At 60.8% G+C, this 17,039-nt stretch carries 16 protein-coding genes; 2 read left to right on the forward strand and 14 right to left on the reverse strand.

Annotated elements, in window-relative coordinates:
- Positions 1 to 6: 6 nt before the first annotated feature.
- From tssH to EKH80_RS07595, 12 genes are all read right to left on the reverse strand, one after another.
- The gene (tssH, locus tag EKH80_RS07540; protein WP_126684108.1) at positions 7 to 2,742 is read right to left on the reverse strand and encodes a type VI secretion system ATPase TssH; all 2,736 of its coding nucleotides are present in this window, start codon (positions 2,740 to 2,742) and stop codon (positions 7 to 9) included.
- A 76-nt stretch (positions 2,743 to 2,818) separates the two neighbouring features.
- Positions 2,819 to 3,841 carry a type VI secretion system baseplate subunit TssG gene (tssG, locus tag EKH80_RS07545; RefSeq protein ID WP_126684109.1) on the reverse strand — a complete coding sequence of 341 codons (1,023 nt, stop codon included), beginning with the start codon at positions 3,839 to 3,841 and terminating at the stop codon, positions 2,819 to 2,821.
- Complete coding sequence (gene tssF / locus EKH80_RS07550) at positions 3,805 to 5,688, reverse strand: type VI secretion system baseplate subunit TssF (RefSeq protein WP_126684110.1); 1,884 nt, start codon at positions 5,686 to 5,688, stop codon at positions 3,805 to 3,807. The genes tssG and tssF overlap by 37 nt, the downstream gene beginning before the upstream one ends.
- A complete protein-coding gene (gene tssE, locus EKH80_RS07555) occupies positions 5,688 to 6,191 on the reverse strand; it encodes a type VI secretion system baseplate subunit TssE (protein WP_126684111.1) in 504 nt (167 codons plus the stop codon). Before tssE ends, tssF begins: the two co-directional genes overlap by 1 nt.
- Positions 6,192 to 6,197: 6 nt before the next feature.
- Positions 6,198 to 6,986, reverse strand: a complete 789-nt coding sequence (locus EKH80_RS07560; protein ID WP_126684112.1) for a type VI secretion system accessory protein TagJ — start codon at positions 6,984 to 6,986, stop codon at positions 6,198 to 6,200.
- 194 nt (positions 6,987 to 7,180) lie between these two features.
- The gene (locus tag EKH80_RS07565; RefSeq protein WP_126684113.1) at positions 7,181 to 7,684 is read right to left on the reverse strand and encodes an Hcp family type VI secretion system effector; all 504 of its coding nucleotides are present in this window, start codon (positions 7,682 to 7,684) and stop codon (positions 7,181 to 7,183) included.
- A 77-nt stretch (positions 7,685 to 7,761) separates the two neighbouring features.
- On the reverse strand, positions 7,762 to 9,252 hold the full coding sequence (gene tssC / locus EKH80_RS07570; protein ID WP_126684114.1) for a type VI secretion system contractile sheath large subunit: 1,491 nt from the start codon (positions 9,250 to 9,252) through the stop codon (positions 7,762 to 7,764).
- A 6-nt stretch (positions 9,253 to 9,258) separates the two neighbouring features.
- Positions 9,259 to 9,762 carry a type VI secretion system contractile sheath small subunit gene (tssB, locus tag EKH80_RS07575; RefSeq protein WP_126684115.1) on the reverse strand — a complete coding sequence of 168 codons (504 nt, stop codon included), beginning with the start codon at positions 9,760 to 9,762 and terminating at the stop codon, positions 9,259 to 9,261.
- A 407-nt stretch (positions 9,763 to 10,169) separates the two neighbouring features.
- A complete protein-coding gene (locus EKH80_RS07580) occupies positions 10,170 to 10,733 on the reverse strand; it encodes a hypothetical protein (RefSeq protein WP_126684116.1) in 564 nt (187 codons plus the stop codon).
- Positions 10,730 to 11,182, reverse strand: a complete 453-nt coding sequence (locus EKH80_RS07585; RefSeq protein WP_126684117.1) for a glycoside hydrolase family 24 protein — start codon at positions 11,180 to 11,182, stop codon at positions 10,730 to 10,732. Before EKH80_RS07585 ends, EKH80_RS07580 begins: the two co-directional genes overlap by 4 nt.
- A gap of 425 nt (positions 11,183 to 11,607) precedes the next feature.
- Positions 11,608 to 11,835 (reverse strand): hypothetical protein, encoded by a 228-nt coding sequence (locus EKH80_RS07590; protein ID WP_126684118.1) that lies wholly within the window; start codon positions 11,833 to 11,835, stop codon positions 11,608 to 11,610.
- Between the two features lie 166 nt (positions 11,836 to 12,001).
- Positions 12,002 to 12,271 carry a hypothetical protein gene (locus EKH80_RS07595; protein WP_126684119.1) on the reverse strand — a complete coding sequence of 90 codons (270 nt, stop codon included), beginning with the start codon at positions 12,269 to 12,271 and terminating at the stop codon, positions 12,002 to 12,004.
- A 451-nt stretch (positions 12,272 to 12,722) separates the two neighbouring features.
- Between EKH80_RS07595 and EKH80_RS07600 the strand changes: the two genes are divergently transcribed.
- Positions 12,723 to 13,250: an FHA domain-containing protein gene (locus tag EKH80_RS07600; protein ID WP_230473487.1), complete on the forward strand. Its 528-nt coding sequence runs from the start codon at positions 12,723 to 12,725 to the stop codon at positions 13,248 to 13,250.
- 11 nt (positions 13,251 to 13,261) lie between these two features.
- Complete coding sequence (locus EKH80_RS07605) at positions 13,262 to 14,941, forward strand: protein kinase domain-containing protein (RefSeq protein ID WP_126684120.1); 1,680 nt, start codon at positions 13,262 to 13,264, stop codon at positions 14,939 to 14,941.
- 190 nt (positions 14,942 to 15,131) lie between these two features.
- Here EKH80_RS07605 and EKH80_RS07610 read toward each other — a convergent pair whose 3' ends face one another.
- Both EKH80_RS07610 and EKH80_RS07615 read right to left on the reverse strand, forming a co-directional pair.
- Positions 15,132 to 16,016, reverse strand: coding sequence for a tetratricopeptide repeat protein (locus tag EKH80_RS07610; RefSeq protein WP_230473488.1), 885 nt, complete (start codon positions 16,014 to 16,016; stop codon positions 15,132 to 15,134).
- 435 nt (positions 16,017 to 16,451) lie between these two features.
- Entirely contained in the window at positions 16,452 to 16,781 is a 330-nt protein-coding gene (locus tag EKH80_RS07615; protein WP_158628787.1) for a GH12 family glycosyl hydrolase domain-containing protein, read from the reverse strand.
- Positions 16,782 to 17,039 lie beyond the last annotated feature (258 nt).

The raw sequence follows: 17,039 nt of genomic DNA on the forward strand, positions 1-17,039 counted from the left end.
AACGACTCAAGCAAATCCGTACTCGAAGTCCTGACCCTTGACTCCCACGTTCACCCCTGCCACCGCCTTGCCTTCGATCATTCGCATCAGGAATTCGCGACTCACGTCCGGCAGCATGGTATTGGTCAGAATCGCATCGATCATGCGTCCGCCCGATTCGCTTTCAGTACAACGGCTCACCACCAGCCGCACTACTTCCTCGTTGTATTCGAACGGAATCTTGTAACGCGCCTCGATGCGCTTCTTGATCCGTCCAAGCTGCAGCTTCACGATTTCACCGAGCATCTTTTCGCTCAGCGGGTAATAGGGAATCGTTACCAGGCGACCCAGCAGTGCGGGCGGGAAGACTTTGAGCAGTGGCTCGCGCAGCGCCTTGGCCATGCCATCCGGTTCGGGCATCAGGTCCGGATCCTTGCACAAGCTGGCGATCAGGTCGGTGCCTGCGTTGGTGGTGAGCAGGATCAAGGTGTTCTTGAAGTTGATCTGGCGGCCTTCGCCATCTTCCATCATGCCCTTGTCGAACACCTGGAAGAAGATTTCATGCACGTCGGGGTGAGCTTTTTCCACCTCGTCCAGCAGCACCACGCTATAGGGTTTGCGGCGCACGGCTTCGGTGAGTACGCCGCCCTCGCCGTACCCAACGTAACCGGGAGGCGCGCCCTTGAGCGTGGAGACGGTGTGCGCCTCCTGGAATTCGCTCATGTTGATGGTGATGAGGTTTTGCTCGCCACCGTAGAGCGCCTCGGCCAGCGCCAGTGCGGTTTCGGTCTTGCCCACGCCGGAGGTGCCGGCGAGCATGAAGACGCCGATCGGCTTGTTGGGGTTGTCCAGACCCGCACGCGAGGTCTGGATACGCTTGGCGATCATTTCCATCGCGTGGTCCTGGCCGATCACGCGCTGGCTCATGGTCCTGGCCAGGTTCATCACCGTTTCCAGTTCGCTCTTCACCATGCGGCCGACCGGAATACCGGTCCAGTCCGCCACGACCGAACCGACTGCGGTGTAATCGACCGTGGGCAGGATCAGCGGATGCTCGCCTTGCAGTTGCGCAAGTTGCGCCTGCAAGCCGTGCAGTTCCTCCAGCAAGGCCGCCCGTTCGGTCTCGCTCAGCTCCTCCGGTACATGGGCCGCTTCCGCTTCCGCTGCAGCGGCTTTTTCCAGCTTGCTGCCGGTCCCTTCCACCGGAGAATGATCGCCGCGCAGTTGGGCGCGAATGGCGAGGATTTTTTCGACCAGAGCCTTTTCGGCTTGCCAATTGGCTTCGAGTTTTTCCAGGCGGGCCGTCTGCTCGGCAAGTTTTTCCGTGGCATTGGCTTCGCGCTCGGCGACGTTGACGCCTACGACTTTTTCGCGCGCAATGATGCCCAGCTCGGTTTCCAGCGCCTGGATGCGTTTACGCGTGTCGTCCACTTCCGGCGGCACGGCGTGCTGGCTGATGGCGACGCGTGCGCAGGCCGTATCGAGCAGGCTCACCGCCTTGTCCGGCAACTGGCGCGCGGGAATGTAGCGATGCGACAGCTTGACCGCGGCTTCCAGCGCTTCGTCGAGGATCTGCACGCGATGGTGGTTCTCCATCACGCTGGCGACGCCGCGCATCATCAGGATGCCCTTTTCCTCGCTAGGCTCGTCCACCTGCACGGTCTGGAAGCGGCGGGTGAGCGCCGGATCTTTCTCGATGTGCTTCTTGTATTCGGCCCAGGTGGTGGCGCCCACGGTGCGCAGGTTGCCGCGTGCCAAGGCGGGCTTGAGCAGATTGGCAGCATCTCCGGTTCCTGCCGCGCCGCCGGCGCCAACCAGCGTATGCGCCTCGTCGATGAACAAAATGATCGGCTTGGGCGAAGACTGCACTTCCTCGATCACCTGGCGCAGGCGGTTCTCGAATTCCCCTTTCATGCTCGCGCCGGCCTGCAACAGGCCGACGTCGAGCGTCCGCAGCTGTACGTCTTTCAACTGCGGCGGCACGTCGCCGGAAGCAATGCGCAAGGCAAAGCCTTCCACCACCGCGGTCTTGCCCACGCCGGCTTCACCGACCAGCATCGGGTTGTTCTGGCGTCGGCGCATCAGAATGTCGACCACCTGGCGGATTTCTTCGTCGCGCCCTACGATGGGATCGATCTTGCCGTTGCGTGCCTGTTCGGTCAGGTCAACCGTGAACTGGCGCAGGGCTTCCTGCTTGCCCATTTGCGCAGGCGCAATGGCGCCACTGGCTTCACCCGGGGCCGCAGCGCCGCCGATCCGGAAACCGTCGCTGGCGTTCTGTCCGTCCTCGGGCGAGCCGCTGACCACTTCGGCGAATTTTTCCGCCAGGGTTTCCGGCTTTACTTTCTCGAATTCCTGCGAGATGTTGATCAGTTTGTTGTGCAGGCTGCGCGTCCGTAGCACGCCAAAGATCAGATAGCCGGTACGCACCTGTGCTTCGCCGAACATCAGCGTGGCGAAAACCCAGGCTCGCTCGACCGCTTCCTCCACATCGCCGGACAGGTCCGAGATGGTGCTGGAGCCGCGTGGCAGGCGGTCCAGCGCATCGGTGACGTCGCGCGCCAGGTTGGAAGGATTGAGGTTGAATTGCTTGACGATGCGATGCAGGTCCGAATCCTGCAATTGCAGGATCTGGTGGATCCAATGCACCAGCTCGACATAAGGATTGCCCCGAAGCTTGCAAAATACCGTGGCGCTTTCAATGCCCCGGTAGGCTAGCTTGTTGAGCTTGCCGAACAAAGCGCTGCGACTGATTTCTGCCATATCCTTGATCCTTAAGCTTTAGCACGGCGGCAGCACGTCGCTGCCGCACATCGAACGATGAATCGAAACGGCGGCGTTAGCCCACCGGCCTCAATACGACCTGATCAGCATCCGTCTGTTCCTGCCGCTGGCCCAACCAGGTGGTCAAGCCCATGCGACCGCTCTGCCCCATCCGCGTAGTCGGCACTTCGTCCCGCTTGAGCACGAGTTGCACGTCCCACGCTTTTTCCTCGCCGACATAGGTTTTAACCGCCGCCATCAACTGGCGCAGCGCCTCACCGCCCGGCAGGAAATTGTTGAACTGCGCTCTCGTCAGCGGGCCAAGCCGTAGGCGGAAGCGTTGTTGTGCGCCCCACACGTACTCGCCGAGCACCGCCGTGAGGCCAAGACCTGCCACCTCGCGCGACTGACCCATCCGCAAATGCGCCGAATCCGGCAGGCGCATCCATTCAGCGACGAATTCCACCACCCGCACCGGAATGCCGAAGAAATGCTCCAGCAGGTGCTTCAGGCCTTCCCCATTACGCGCCTGCGCGAGCAGGCGTCCGGCAAAGAAATGCTTGTAACGGTCCGGCAAGGCATCGCGCGACTGCAAGTTGGGTGTGGACAACCCAACCAGGGCGCCCATGTAAAGGCTGTAGCGGTCTTCACCGGGTCGGTCGAGCTGGATGGTCGGTTGCGAATCAGCCCACGCACGGTAGAACAGGCTCAGCATGCGGTGGTGGAAGATATCCGCAAATGCAATAAAAGTACCGTCGCGTGAATTGTGCTTGCGATCGAGCGCGTATTCGGTCAGATGCAACGGCAGCGGAGCATTGGGTCCGAACAAACCGAAGAACAGGCCGTACATGCGCGGCGGCTTGCCGTCGGCCCGGTGTTCGAAGCGGTCCACGGTGCGCGGCGCGAATTCCAGCGAGGGCGTCTGGCACAGGCGCACCGGGTCCTCCGCCGGCTTGGTGGAGCGCCCCAAGCGCGGCCGGCCGGGATAGGCGCTTTCGAGCCAGCGCAGAGCCTCGAAGAACTCGAAGGCTTCCGGCCGCTCGCGCAGCGCGTTTTCCAGCGCTACAGGATCTGGCGCTTGCCGAGCCGGGCCGTCCATCGGGCCACCTCATTGCGTTCGAGGGTGCGCAACACCGTTTCGGTAAAGGAATTCACCGAAACGTAGCGCGCGAAGAAATGCCGCATCACCGAACCGAGCAGGAAGGCCCCCGTGCCTTCGAAAGCGCCGTCGTCACACGTCAAAGTGATTTCCAGGCCGCGCCCGTAGGTAATCGGTCCTGGTACCGGAATACGCCTTACCACGGCCTGGCTGCTGACTGCCTTTACGCCTTCGATCTGGCGGCGCGCGCCGGCGTCGAATTCATCGCAGTACAAAGTCAGCATTTCGCGCAGGGCCGCCGCCCCTTCTTCTCCACTGTCGCCCAGCAGCGACACATAGTTGAGCTGCAGATGGCTGAGCAGCCGCCACGCGGTTTCACCATGTGCCGTCGGCGCGCGTGGCTTGGTGGGGCCGGCCACACAGCGGATGGACGTTATCGGAGCGCCTGTCTCCAGCGTGAAATCGGTGCGCGATTTCCCGACCGGCATCTGCAACGGCAGATCGCGGTTGGTGCACATCAGCATCATGCCCACCTGACGCAATTTGGTGGAGTACGGTGCATCATTGGCATCCACCAGCGAAAGGAATATCTCGCTGCCAACGTAGCTGGAACGCGCACCGTGCAATTTCTGCCGTGCTGAGAGCAGGCGCGGTTCGCGGCGCATGGTGTAAAACGCGGCGCTGCCGCTGTGCCATACGCGCTCGTCGCAACCATAGAACGGCTGGAAGCGCTGTTCCGGTTCCTGCCGGTCGCCGAAACCTTCGACCTGGCTCAGACTATGCACTTCAAAGTCCATCGGCCGCGTGCGGTCCGCCAGCACGTGATATTCGGCCTTTCCCTGCTGCAGGTGGATGCGATCGGCTCGACGCGGAAACAGGTTGATGGCCGGCGTGCAGAACAGTCGGAAATTGCTGGTATCGAGGGCGTTGTGCAGCCGGCTGACGCTGCGATCAAAGAAGACGGTGAGATCGAACTCGGTGGCCTGCGAACGCGAGAGGGCCTGCTTCAAACCGGTAAACACGGCGAACAGGAAGCGTTCCGGGCAGGCGAAGTATTCCTGCAGCAGGCGATAGCCGCTGAAGGATCGGTCGGAATAGGGCAGCAGTGCCTCGTCGTCGGCAAAGCCCTTGTCGCGGATGGCCGAAGCGTCGAAGTGCTCGACCAGCATGCCGCTTGGGCTGGGCATGCGCACCACAAAGCCCTGCGCGTTGCCAAGCAGTTGCTCGTACAGCCGCTTGGGCAACTCGTCGGCGCCGGCAATGAACACCGGCAACTCGTCCATCGCCAGCATGTTCGCTTGCGCGCCGGCAGTAATGACGAATTTCAGGCGCAGCGCGGCGCGCACCGTCTTGCCGGGCGGAATCGGCACGCTCGCTGCGGCAATGGCAGCGGGTGTTTCGAAATATTTGGCCTCGACCAGTTCCAGCGGCCACAAAGTAACGTCGTGGGCGGTGCGATACTCGCAGGCGGTGCGGTCGTCATTGGAGATCAAACTGCGCAACGCAGTATTGCGTGCCACGGTGTAGCCGGTGGCCAGCGCGCTTTCCTTCTGGTCCGGATGCAATTGCACTACGGCCATCGATGGAATCGGCGCGAGATAGTGCGGGTAGATCATTTCCATCAGATGTTGCGTGAACACCGGATATTGCGCGTCGAGCTTCAGCTGGATGCGAGCCGCCAGAAAGGCGAAGCCTTCCAGCAGGCGCTCCACGTAAGGGTCCGCGCATTCAAAGCCTTCCATGCCGAGACGGCCGGCGATCTTGGGGTATTCGCGCGCGAATTCGGCGCCCATTTCCCGGACGTGTTGCAGCTCGCGGTTGTAGTAGCGCAGCAGTCGCGGGTCCATCAGCCGAAGCTCTCCGAGACATTGAACTTGCCTGTTTCCAGGTCCACTTCGGTCTTGAGATAAAGATTCAGCGGAATCGGCTGCGCCCACATCTCCGATTCGATGTTGAAAGTGAGCGATTGGCGATCCATGCGCTTGAGGTCGGAATTGACTATCACGCGCAGCGTGGTCGACGTAAGCCGCGGCTCGAACGCCAGGATGGCCTCGCGGATCTGCCGCTGCAGCGCCTTGGCGTCGACACCGGCCACGGCCACACCGGTGAGATCGGGAATGCCGAAATTCACCACCGAGCGCGCCACCTCCGGGTAGTCGGCCAGTTGGTCGTCCGCGCCCAGATTCACGCAATTGAGCAGCCAGGAAATGTCTCGCGCCACGCAGTCGCGCAGGCGCATGGCGGATATCACGCGTTTTTCGCGACTTTCCTCCGCTCGCGCCGGTTCGTCGTCGGCCAGCCGATCCAGCAACGAAGGCTGCAGGCGTTCCTGGGTGGTCAGCTCGGCCATACGCGATCAGGCATCAAAGGTAATGCTGCGGACATCCAGCAGCGAATATTCGCCGGCATCGGTCGCCAGCATGCGTTGGCCGGAGCCCACATGGCAGTCGTCACCCAGATCGATCCACTCGGTCTTGCGCGCCAGCACCACGTCGCTGTCCTGGGCGCGTTCCGAACCCGGGTAGCGGCAAGGCACGAAACCGACCGATTCGCCGCCGTTGCTCCAGATGATCTGCACCGGCGCCCACACTTTGTCGCGCAGATCGGTCGGTGCATCGAATTTCAATTCGCGGATGCGCCCAAACGGCACCCACGAGTAGCCACCGTTGACGATGACTTCCAAGCACGGCCCGAAACGCGGATCGGCATCGGCGATCCACTCGAAGCGTTCGCCGTCGATCGTTCCACTCACCGCTTCGGCGGCTTCAAAGGCCTGCTCGCGCAACGGCAGTGCCTGCGCGTAGCGCTCCTCGCCCATCAGCTTCAGCGACTGCAGCAGCAAGGCCAGCCATTGCGCCGGTTCGCCGATGACCAGCGGCGAGCGCGTACCGCTCATTACCGCATGGCGCTCCAGCTCGCCCTGCAAGGCGCGGCTGTAGGCGCCAACCATCAGCGTGTTGCCGGTATCCAGTTCGCCACTTACCTTCAACTGCGTTTGCGCACGCTCCCACTGTCCCAACAACGACAGCAGCTGAAACAGAAACACTCTTGCCTTGGCATCGGCCGGATTTCCGCGTACCTGCGCGGTCAAGCCCTGCAAAGCCTCGTCCAGACGGCCTTCTTTCAGCATGTTTTCGGGAGTCATGTCCTGAGCCTGAGCATTCCGCAAGAAGAGGCATTTTGGCGACGCGAACCCAACCGCCCTCCCCTGCATGCAAGGGAGGGTTGGGGTTGGTCTGCTCGAAACTCGCGGGTAGGTCGAGCTTCGAGCAATGCCACATGTCACCAACAATATCCTCGGTAGCTGTCACCGAGGTCCGTACCAAAGCCGGATCAGGCTTAAGCCTTGGCGACCTGCTGCATGTCGAAGGTGAAGTCCTTCGTACCACCGTCCTTGCCGCCCTTGTCGTCCTGCGGCTGGAACGAGTACTTGAACTTGCCGAAGTGCAGCGTGACGTTTTCAGTGAGGCGATCCTCGCCACCGCTGCCGCCGGTGGACACGGAGGTGATCAGCACGCCTTCGCTCAGCTCGATGGTGAGGAAGTCGGTCTGCTCGCCGGTGGCGTTGGTCACGTATACCGTGGCCTTCTCCACGCGTGCACCGGTGCAGCAAGCCTGCATCAGCGCGTTGGAGCAACCGTCCACGTACTTGGTGATCGAAATATCCTGCACGTGAGCCTTGCCGCCGCTGGCGGAACCGGCGCCGGCGTGCAGGTCGCCGGAGTTGCTTACACCCCACGACCAAGCCAGGATCGGCACCTCGCCCTTGTGCTTCTTGTGATTGGAAGCACCCTTGATAGCGACACTGCCGCCTTCAAACTTGATGTGCATGTCGAATGCCATGAAACCTCTCCTCGGTTACCTGATTGATGATGGCTACCGCCACACTGGCGGCTCCTTTTACAGCACTACTTCCTGATTCAAGCCTTCGCCGCCGACGGCAGACGCGAGACCAGGCGCAACGACACGGTCAAACCCTCAAGCTGGTAATGCGGCTTGAGGAAAAACTTGGAGGAGTAATAGCCGGGCGCACCTTCGACCTCCTCCACTACCACTTCCGCCGCCGACAGCGGCTTGCGCGCCTTGGTTTCTTCGCTGGAGTTCTGCGGATCACCGTCGATGTACTGGCTGATCCAGTTGGTGAGCCATTTCTCCACCGATTCGCGGGTACTGAACGAACCGATCTTGTCGCGCACGATGCACTTCAAGTAATGCGCGAAGCGGCAGCAAGCGAACATGTACGGCAAGCGCGCAGCCAGCGCCGCATTGGCGGTGGCATCGGGGTTGTCGTATTCTTCCGGCTTGGCCAGCGACTGTGCGCTGATGAAGGCGGCCATGTCGGAGTTCTTGCGGTGGACCAGGGGCATCAGGCCCATCTTGTCCAGCTCCGCCGAGCGGCGGTCGGTGATGGCGATTTCGGTGGGGCATTTCATGTCCACGCCGCCGTCGTCGGTCGGAAAGGTGTGCACCGGCAAGCCTTCCACCGCACCGCCGGATTCAATGCCGCGAATGCGCGAGCACCAGCCGTATTCCTTGAACGAGCGGTTGATGTTCACCGCCATGGCGTAGGCGGCGTTCTGCCAGGTGTACTTGGACGAGTCGGCGCCGGCGGTGTCTTCCTCGAAATCGAATTCGTCGATCGGGTTGGTCTTGGCGCCGTACGGCAGGCGCGCCAACGTGCGCGGCATGGCCAGGCCAAGGTACTTGGCGTCATCCGATTCACGCAGCGAACGCCAGGAGGCGTAATCGGGCGTAGAGAAAATCTTCGCCAGGTCGCGCGGGTTGGCCAGCTCGTTCCAGTTGTCCATGCCCATAAGGGTGGAATTGGCGGCACTGATGAACGGCGCGTGCGCAGCGGCTGCCACCTGGGCAATACCGCCCAGCATCTCGACGTCCTGCGGGCTGTGATCGAAATAGTAGTCGCCGACCAGGCAGCCATACGGTTCACCGCCCAGCTGGCCGTATTCCTCTTCGTAGACCTTCTTGAAGATGGGGCTCTGGTCCCAGGCCGTGCCTTTGTAGCGCTTCAGCGTCTTGCCCAGCTCCTTCTTGGAGATGTTGAACACGCGGATCTTCAGGAGTTGATCGGTTTCGGTGTTGTTGACCAGGTAATGCAAGCCGCGCCAGGCGCTTTCCAGCTTCTGGAATTCCGGATGGTGCATGACCAGGTTGAGCTGCTCGCTGATCTTGCGATCCAGCTCGGCGATGTAGGCGTTGATGGTCTGGGTGACGTCGTCGGAAACGATGTCCGCCTTGTTCAACACCTGCTCGGCCAGCGTGCGCACGGCCGATTCCACCTCTTCGCGCGCGCGTTCGCTCTTGGGTTTGAATTCCTTGCTGAGCAGCGACGCGAAATCGCCGGCTTCAAGAGTCGCTACGCCGCCTTGTTCGGCCAGTTTCTCGGTTGCCATGACTGCTTACTCCCCTGCCGGCTTGGGTGCGGAGGCCAGCGACTGCAGCAAGGCCGGATCGTTGATGGCCTGGGCGATCAGCTTTTCAGCGCCAGCCTTGCCGTCCAGGTAAGTACCAAGGTTGGCGAGCTGGGTACGCGCCTCGAGCAGCTTGGCCACGGCGCCTACCTTGCGCGCCACAGCGGCGGGCGAGAAGTCGTCCATGCTTTCGAAGGTGATGTCGACGCTCAAATTCCCTTCGCCGGTCAGGGTATTGGGCACGGCAAAACTCACGCGCGGCTTCATCGCCTGCATGCGGGTATCGAAGTTGTCCACGTCGATTTCCAGCGCCTTGCGTTCTTCAATGGCCGGCAGTTCGGCGTTATTGACGCCGGAGAGATCCGACATCACGCCCATCACGAAGGGAACCTGCACCTTCTTCTGTGCGCCATAAACCTCGACGTCGTATTCGATTTGTACTCGAGGCGCGCGATTTCGCGCGATGAATTTCTGACTACTCTGCTTGGCCATACGACGTCTCCTTAGAAAGGATCAAACTACAGTGAAACTGCAATATTCCAATCCCGCCGCTGGGTAAGGCGGATTACAACCAGATGACAGGCATGCGTCACCCGACGGAGCAAACTTTGCAACCGACATCAAAGGTGAAACAAAGCGGCTACTGCGGCTGCCCCCTTGGGCCTGCATAGCAAAATGGACGCGCCGCAACCACCGCGAAGCTACGCGTTGCGACACGCAAGATGGGTCCCTATCACCCGGCTAAATTTATGCTCAATCGAGTCGGCTGGCAACGCCGATCTTGCATGTGAAAAACAAGTGAAGACACGTAAAGCAATGGTCTATCATCCGTAACGAACCCTTTGATTGTCTACAAGCTTACCTAACGATGGAAGCGCACGGCTTCAGCACCATCATCATCATGGATTGGCCGCGTCATCGATACCCCGCAATGGCATGGGTTCGTTCTCGTAGCGCCCGAGGCCAAGCCGCTTCATCAGCGCCGAAGTGCGCGGTCCTGCATGGGGAAGATCTGCGGTCATTTCCTTGCCTTGCGGATCGAACAGGCGCCCCCATTCGCGCGACGTGCCCGCGCAATCGGGGCGCAGGTCGCTTTCCGTACAGACATAAAACACATAGACGTATGCCTTGCCGTCGTCAGCCGTCAGGCACGTCCAACTGCTTACAGCCGCGTCCAACACCGGTGTGTTTTTCAGGAACGGCTGGCGCAATGGACGGCCATCGTGGTGCAACACCGTCGAGACGTTCTGCCCGAGCCGCTTGAGCGCGATACGTTGCGAAAGCGGCTGCAAATCCTGGTCCGGCACATCGAGGTATACGGTCTCGGCCGTCAAGCTGGCGCCACCGCAGCTCAGATGACCGATGGCTGTCATTCGCCTGGGCGCAGCAGCCTGAGCACACGCCTGCGCGAAGACGGCCGCCAGGACGGTGGCAAGAAATACCAGCGAAAATCGCCGCCTCATGGCCTGCCCGCTACTTCGCCCAGGTATTTGGCGAATAACGTACGCGCCTCGTCCATGGTCATTTTCGATTGTGCAGCACCCGGCAGCGAAGTCCATTCCTTGCGCAGAATGGGAATGGCGTGGTCGATATCGCCCTGTTCCACGTAGCCCAGCGCGTGGCGGCTGCGCAGCTTTTCGATGGCCAGCTTGTCCTGGGACGCCTTGGAAAAATCGGTCACGATGCCTTTTTTCCAGGCTTCATACCAGGTTGGATAAAGAATTTGATACGCGCCGGCCGCGGTGGACTCCTTCCCCCAGGCTTGAATGCGCTGATTCGGGTGCTTGCTCGTATCCAAAAAGCGCTGCTTGCCGCCGTACAGCAGAAAATACACATCGTCGCTATCGCTATGGTGCTCCGCAAAGCGGATGAGCTTCAAAAACGCAGCAACATTGGCTTCTTCTTTGGTCATCGCGATCATCCCTGACTAGCTTGCCCAACAAATGACGATTGAGCGACAGCATGAAAGGCGCCTGGTGGCGCCCGATACGGAAACGTGGGAAACCCTACCCCTACCGCAGGATGCGAAATCTACCGACAGTTGGAAAGAAAATTCAAGTGCCTGCCACTTTGAAAACTTGCTCCCCCGTCAATTCAACGCGTTACGATCGGCCACGATCTGTGCGAACAGCATGCCTGACGAGCTCTGCGACTCGGTGGGGCAAGGGAAGCCTACGATGGATGCGTGGGCAGGTCCGGCACAGGCGAACACGCGGCCGATTTTAAAAAAAGCAATAGCCATGTTTTGTCTTAATTCACACTTTTCAATCAGCGCGCAAAAACGGCACGGCGCCTGATATCCGGTACAGCTCCCGACAAAAAACGCGGCCGCCCGCTTCAGGCCGTCGCATCCGGCTTCGGCATGTAACGGTGGTTTTTCACCAGCGACGGATCGACTTCGAGCGGATGGGAGAAATCGGCAACCAGCACACCGTTGGAGCTGAAATGCTCACGCTCTATGGCTTCCCACGTGACCCAAACGTGCGACGCTTCGGACGAGTCTGCCGGCTGTGAACGGAAGCGGCACGGATAAACGGTCATGGTGGGCTTGATGCGCTTCTGCATAGGCGTTTCCCATTAACCATAGTGATCGGCCATGCTGCCTGGCCGGGATCTTGACCTTAGCGCGTTTCACGGCCCGGATGCCAGCGCCGTGAGGGATTCAGCAAGGTGAAATCCATAAAAAAGAGCCGCGCTTTCGCGCGGCTCCTTGGGTTTCACAAACCTGGTGTCAATGCTTGGCGTGGCTCTTCGTGTGCCCCTTGTTACCGTGTGCAGTATCGGTCACACCCTTCCCTTTGGACTTGCTCTGGGCCACATCGCTTACTGCAGGCCCCACGCGGGTATCGCTGGCCCTCGCGCTGGCTGCCGCGGCCGAAACCGCATCGCCATGGGTGTCCCGGTTCATTCCACCACCGCCCTTGCCATGCGATTGCGGCGCCGCGAACACGCTGCTCGCTGCGAGGCCGAATACAAGGGCTACAAGAATCTTGGTACGCATAGGTGTCACCTCGCTGGACAATTACCGCGCCTGGGCGGTGCGCAAACAGTAAGGCCCTGAATCCTGCCTGTTGCTGAATTTTTGCACCGATGGCTGAATGCAGCCTAGCCGGCAAAGAAAGTTGATGAAAACGTAAGCCGTGCACGCTCCGACTGTGCGGCAGCGCACACTCTGCACCGCAGCCTTGGCCCGAACCGACAGTCATTGGGCCCTTGCAGCGCTTAAAAGCCTGCACCGTTTTGAGGTATTTTTCCGCCCATCATCGACGGTCGAGGCGCGCCGCCTAGGAACCGGCGAGGATTAGGCATTCGATGATTTCCATCTGGCTGCATCTGCACGTCCAGGCCCCGGACAGTGCAGCGACACGCCGTTCACCAAGACCAGGGCAGTCTTGCCGGTGTTCCAAGCATGCGTGATTTCGCTATAGTTCCCTCGCGACAGGGGATTTGGAATGTCTATGAACACTGGCCAGCCGCAACCTACCGAGGTCGGCAAGCTTCGCGCGGGACCTCAGGGTACGCAGTTGCTGTCCGCTGCTCAGATGCAGCGGCTGGCGCTTGAGGATGCACCCGCCTCGGACGGTCGCGCTTCGACGCACCAACCTGTGCTGGTGGGTACGCAAGGCACGCTCAAAGGGCTGCGCTTCACCCTGCGCCAGGGCCGCCAGACGATCGGTCGCCGTGTCGACAATGACGTTGTGATCAACGACCCCAGCGTTTCGGCCACGCATGCGTGGATCATCCATCAGCATGGACACTACGTGCTGATGAATACGCTTTCCACCAACGGCACGTTCGTCAACGACAAGCGCATACACGAGACAGTGCTGGTGCACGGCGACCGGGTACGCTTCGGACAAGCCGAATTTACGTTCAAGACACATGAGCAGGGCTCGCATGATCTTCGTGTCTACGGTTATGCAGCAGTAGCGTTGCTGGGCGTGTTGGCGTTGGCCGGCCTGACCTGGTGGATGCTGTAACCTCAGCCCGCATGAATCAGGGTACTCCCGCCACGATCGGGCGTTATCGCATCGATGGTGTGCTCGGCGAAGGGGCGATGTCGATCGTTTACGCCGGCTTCGATCCGGAGATCCAGCGGCAGGTCGCCATCAAGTGCCTGCACGACAACTTCGCCGAAGATTCCGACTACCGGCAGCGCTTCCTGGTGGAAGCACGCGCTGCCGGGCATTTGACGCATCCGCATATCGTCACCATTTTCGATACGGGCGAGACCGAAGATGGCCGCCCGTACATCGCCATGGAAAAGCTGCCGGGCGAAACCCTTGCCCATCATGTGGCGACCCACGGGATGCCCTCCGCATCGGCGCTGCTCGAACTGGCCACCCAGCTGGCGAACGCACTGCATTACGCGCACTCACAAGGCGTGATCCATCACGACATCAAGCCCGACAACATCATGCTGCTGGACGGCTGGCACGCCAAGATCGCGGACTTCGGGATTGCCGAAAGACGTTCGGCTCGCGCCAAGCCGTCCGCCGCCATGCTGGGCAAGATCGGCGGCACACCGAACTATATGTCGCCAGAGCGTCTGCGTGGCGATCGTGCCGATGCGCGCAGTGACCTGTTCTCACTGGGCGTGGTGCTGTTCTGGCTTGTCTCAGGCCGTCTGCCGTGGTCCTACACCGGGGATGTGGAGCGCTTTTTGCGACAGCGGCAGCGCCTGCCCGAGCCGCCCCTCAAGCCACTCGATCCGGCCACGCCACCCATCCTGATCGACATCATCCGCACCCTGATGGCGGCTGCGCCGGAAGGCCGCTACCAGTCCGGCGCGGAAGTCGCCGAAGACCTGCGCCTGGCACGCCGCAGTTTCGAGCGATCCAGGGAAGAACTGCCCTATCCTCGACTGCAATCGCTGGGCCTGCGCTGGGCGGCCTCGCTCGGTGCCGCGGTGGTGGTCGTCCTGCTGCTCGGCATGCTGGCCATTTACGGTGTGCAGCGCGTGGCCGTGACCGGCCTTGCTCAGGATTTCGGCAGCTCACTGGGGCAGAACATCGCCAGGGACGCCGCGGAAAACATCGTGATGGGCGATCACGCGGCTACGCGTGCGCTGGTCCAGGACATCGCGAACAACGCGCAGATCGATTACCTGGCGATCGCCGATCGCGATGGGAAAATCATCGCCAGTACGCAATTCGGTGAAGATGGCCAGAACTTGCAAGCTTCGGCAGGAACGGCCATGCGGCAACTATCCAACGACATCGCCAGCTATCACGCTCGGCTGGCAGGCACGCATGGCTTGCAGAACGCACTCGTTTTCGAGGTACCGATCCGCTATCAGACCAAGACTGTCGGCCACCTGCGCCTGGGCGTCAGCGAAGCGCCGCTGCAGGCAGCGCAAAATACCGCGCTTGGCGTGATTGGATTGGTTTTGCTTACGACGCTGGCGGCGGTGTTGCTTACTGCGTACTGGCTGTTTCGGCGTTTGCGCGGCGCGCTCGACCTGGTCGTCGCTTCGTTGCTGCGGGTGGCGCGCGGAGACCATCAGCATCGCATTCGCATTGTTCGCCGCGATGAGTTGGGACGGGTGTTTGCAGCCTTCAATCTGATGGGGGAAGCCTTGGAGACGCAGAACGAACCCGTTGCCGTGGTCTCTGAAGTACCCAAACCGCACGTGGTGTTGCAGCCTACGCAGATTCTCCCGGCGCCCTGAACTCGGGAACCACATTACTCTTGAGGCCGAACTCGGCGCGAATGTCCGGGTGGGCTGGAATGGCAATCGCAGGCTGGGGCGCAAGCCCCAGCATTGTCATGCATGTAATCCGCGCGATGCCGGGATTGCCATCCCAGGCTACGCAGTCAGGCTATGCATGCGGTTGTAGGTGGAATAGATCAGTGCATCCTCAATACTGCTGCAGCCGCTGCTTGAGCTGCAACGCCCGCGTCCGATAAACCACCGCGGGCTCGTAACTCGGATCCACTACCAGGATGCGATCCCACAGCACAATCGCCTGGTCCAGATGCTGATCGAGGTACAACACCATCGCCTGCTGGTGCGAGTTCGCAATCCATACGCTGCTGAGCGCCGCAAAGTCGGGATCGGAGGACTTCAAGTGCGGATTCAGCGTGATGGCCTGATCGAACAAGGCCAGCGCCTGATCCTTTTGTCCCTGCCGGTACAGGGCAAGACTCTGACTTTCCAGTTGCTGTGCGCGTCGTAACGGCTGCATTGGCGCTGCTACGGCCACAGGCGATGACGCGTTCGATGCGGCGGTCGGCGGCGGCGAAGCAGTCATCGCGCTCGCGCTATTCGGGGCGATCGGCAACTGCAAAGTGGAACCCATCCGTATCAAGGCCGGATCGGTAGAACCGTTGTAGCGCGCCAACACCAGGAACAGATTGGAATCCCCTAGGTATTTCGCCGCCAGCGTGCTGTAAGACTCCCCCGATTGCACCACGTGCGGACTGGAGGCCGTACCCAGCATCTGCTTCGGATCCTCGGTCAGCTGGCGCAGGAAAATTTGCGCCGTGCGATCACCCGGATGCTCCTGCAGATAAGCACGAAGCGCCTTTTCGCCTTCCGCGTAGCGACCGTTCTGCAGGTACCGTCTTACGATCGTCGAAAGCGAAAGCCGTTGCGTGGCTTCGCTTTCGCTGGGACTGCCCTGTACTGGTGCCGGCGCCGGCTCGGTGGTTCCAGCAGGAGTAATGCTGACGGTCGGCTTTCTGAAACCCACGCTGGCGCAACCGCTGGCCAAAAGGATCGCCAGCACGACAGTCACGAGCATGCAAGAGCGCAGCGATCTGAAGCCAGCTTCCATATCCATCATCACCCTTACGCCACCCCTGATCAGACGCTTTTTTTCCAGCCACGCAAGCGACTGAGCCCAACAAGTTAAGCTACCGGGCAAACTTACGCAAACCTAGCTCTCCTCCGAGCTAGCTCATGTGAAGGCGGCGAGAAGGCTATCGAAGGCCGCAGCCTGGCCCATCTGCACCGGCATTCGACCCTTTGCGCCATGGCGATGGCGTACGACATTGCCCAGACTGCAAGGGCATCCGCACGATGCTGCGGCAGCGATGCAGGTATGCACAACGGTTGGCTTCCTCCCTTTGCGACCGTTGTTCGACTCGCGGCGCCGAAGATGTACCACCCGCATCTCCGGCGCCGATTTTTTCGCACCCCGACAAGGACGGGAAGACAATCCCCATCTGGATTGCCGTTACTGCGCGCTGGCCTGAAACCAGGTCGTACTCACCCGGCCATTGCCGCGCACGATCTCGCAGCCGGCTTCCACCACGTCCAGGTACATCGACGTACCGAAGTACGCGAGTCCCTGCAGCTTCCTGAAGAAATGCATGACGTCGATATTGGCGCTGCCGCTGGTGGGTAGGCTCGGCGGCACGCTGCTGCGCTGGGGCAGGAAGGTGTAGACATAATAGCCGGCGGCGGAATTGTTACCGGCCCACAGGTCGTAGGTGACGCCATTCTCGGTGATCACACCGGTGGCGATCGGCGAGCCGATCGGGTTCGCGGATATGCGTTTGAGCACTTGATTTCGTAAGGATCCATTTTTATTTGGATAAATGCTGTGAAAGTAGTGTCACGCAGGCTTCGAATGCAGCGCACAAATCGCCATGCACGATTAGTCTCTGTGGACGTCCTGGTGTTCACCTCACCGGTCTGCGCGGCAGTACTGCCGGTACCGGAAGCGGGCATCGCATCTTGGGCATGCGCGGCGGCCGAGCCGTACGTGAATGCCAACCCCATCGCCACTGCAGCGGCCAGTCGGCCGTTGGACACGGGCTTG

The organism is Dyella choica (assembly GCF_003977665.1).
GTDB classification, from domain to species: domain Bacteria; phylum Pseudomonadota; class Gammaproteobacteria; order Xanthomonadales; family Rhodanobacteraceae; genus Dyella_B; species Dyella_B choica.

Coding starts and splice junctions, on each gene's coding strand:
- EKH80_RS07600 (WP_230473487.1), top strand. CDS start 12,723: ATGTCTATGAACACTGGCCAGCCGCAACCTACCGAGGTCGGCAAGCTT.
- tssG (WP_126684109.1), bottom strand. CDS start 3,841: ATGGACGGCCCGGCTCGGCAAGCGCCAGATCCTGTAGCGCTGGAAAAC.
- tssB (WP_126684115.1), bottom strand. CDS start 9,762: ATGGCCAAGCAGAGTAGTCAGAAATTCATCGCGCGAAATCGCGCGCCT.
- EKH80_RS07595 (WP_126684119.1), bottom strand. CDS start 12,271: ATGCGTACCAAGATTCTTGTAGCCCTTGTATTCGGCCTCGCAGCGAGC.
- EKH80_RS07580 (WP_126684116.1), bottom strand. CDS start 10,733: ATGAGGCGGCGATTTTCGCTGGTATTTCTTGCCACCGTCCTGGCGGCC.
- EKH80_RS07565 (WP_126684113.1), bottom strand. CDS start 7,684: ATGGCATTCGACATGCACATCAAGTTTGAAGGCGGCAGTGTCGCTATC.
- EKH80_RS07560 (WP_126684112.1), bottom strand. CDS start 6,986: ATGACTCCCGAAAACATGCTGAAAGAAGGCCGTCTGGACGAGGCTTTG.
- tssF (WP_126684110.1), bottom strand. CDS start 5,688: ATGGACCCGCGACTGCTGCGCTACTACAACCGCGAGCTGCAACACGTC.
- tssC (WP_126684114.1), bottom strand. CDS start 9,252: ATGGCAACCGAGAAACTGGCCGAACAAGGCGGCGTAGCGACTCTTGAA.
- EKH80_RS07590 (WP_126684118.1), bottom strand. CDS start 11,835: ATGCAGAAGCGCATCAAGCCCACCATGACCGTTTATCCGTGCCGCTTC.
- EKH80_RS07605 (WP_126684120.1), top strand. CDS start 13,262: ATGAATCAGGGTACTCCCGCCACGATCGGGCGTTATCGCATCGATGGT.
- EKH80_RS07585 (WP_126684117.1), bottom strand. CDS start 11,182: ATGACCAAAGAAGAAGCCAATGTTGCTGCGTTTTTGAAGCTCATCCGC.
- tssH (WP_126684108.1), bottom strand. CDS start 2,742: ATGGCAGAAATCAGTCGCAGCGCTTTGTTCGGCAAGCTCAACAAGCTA.
- tssE (WP_126684111.1), bottom strand. CDS start 6,191: ATGGCCGAGCTGACCACCCAGGAACGCCTGCAGCCTTCGTTGCTGGAT.
- EKH80_RS07610 (WP_230473488.1), bottom strand. CDS start 16,016: ATGCTCGTGACTGTCGTGCTGGCGATCCTTTTGGCCAGCGGTTGCGCC.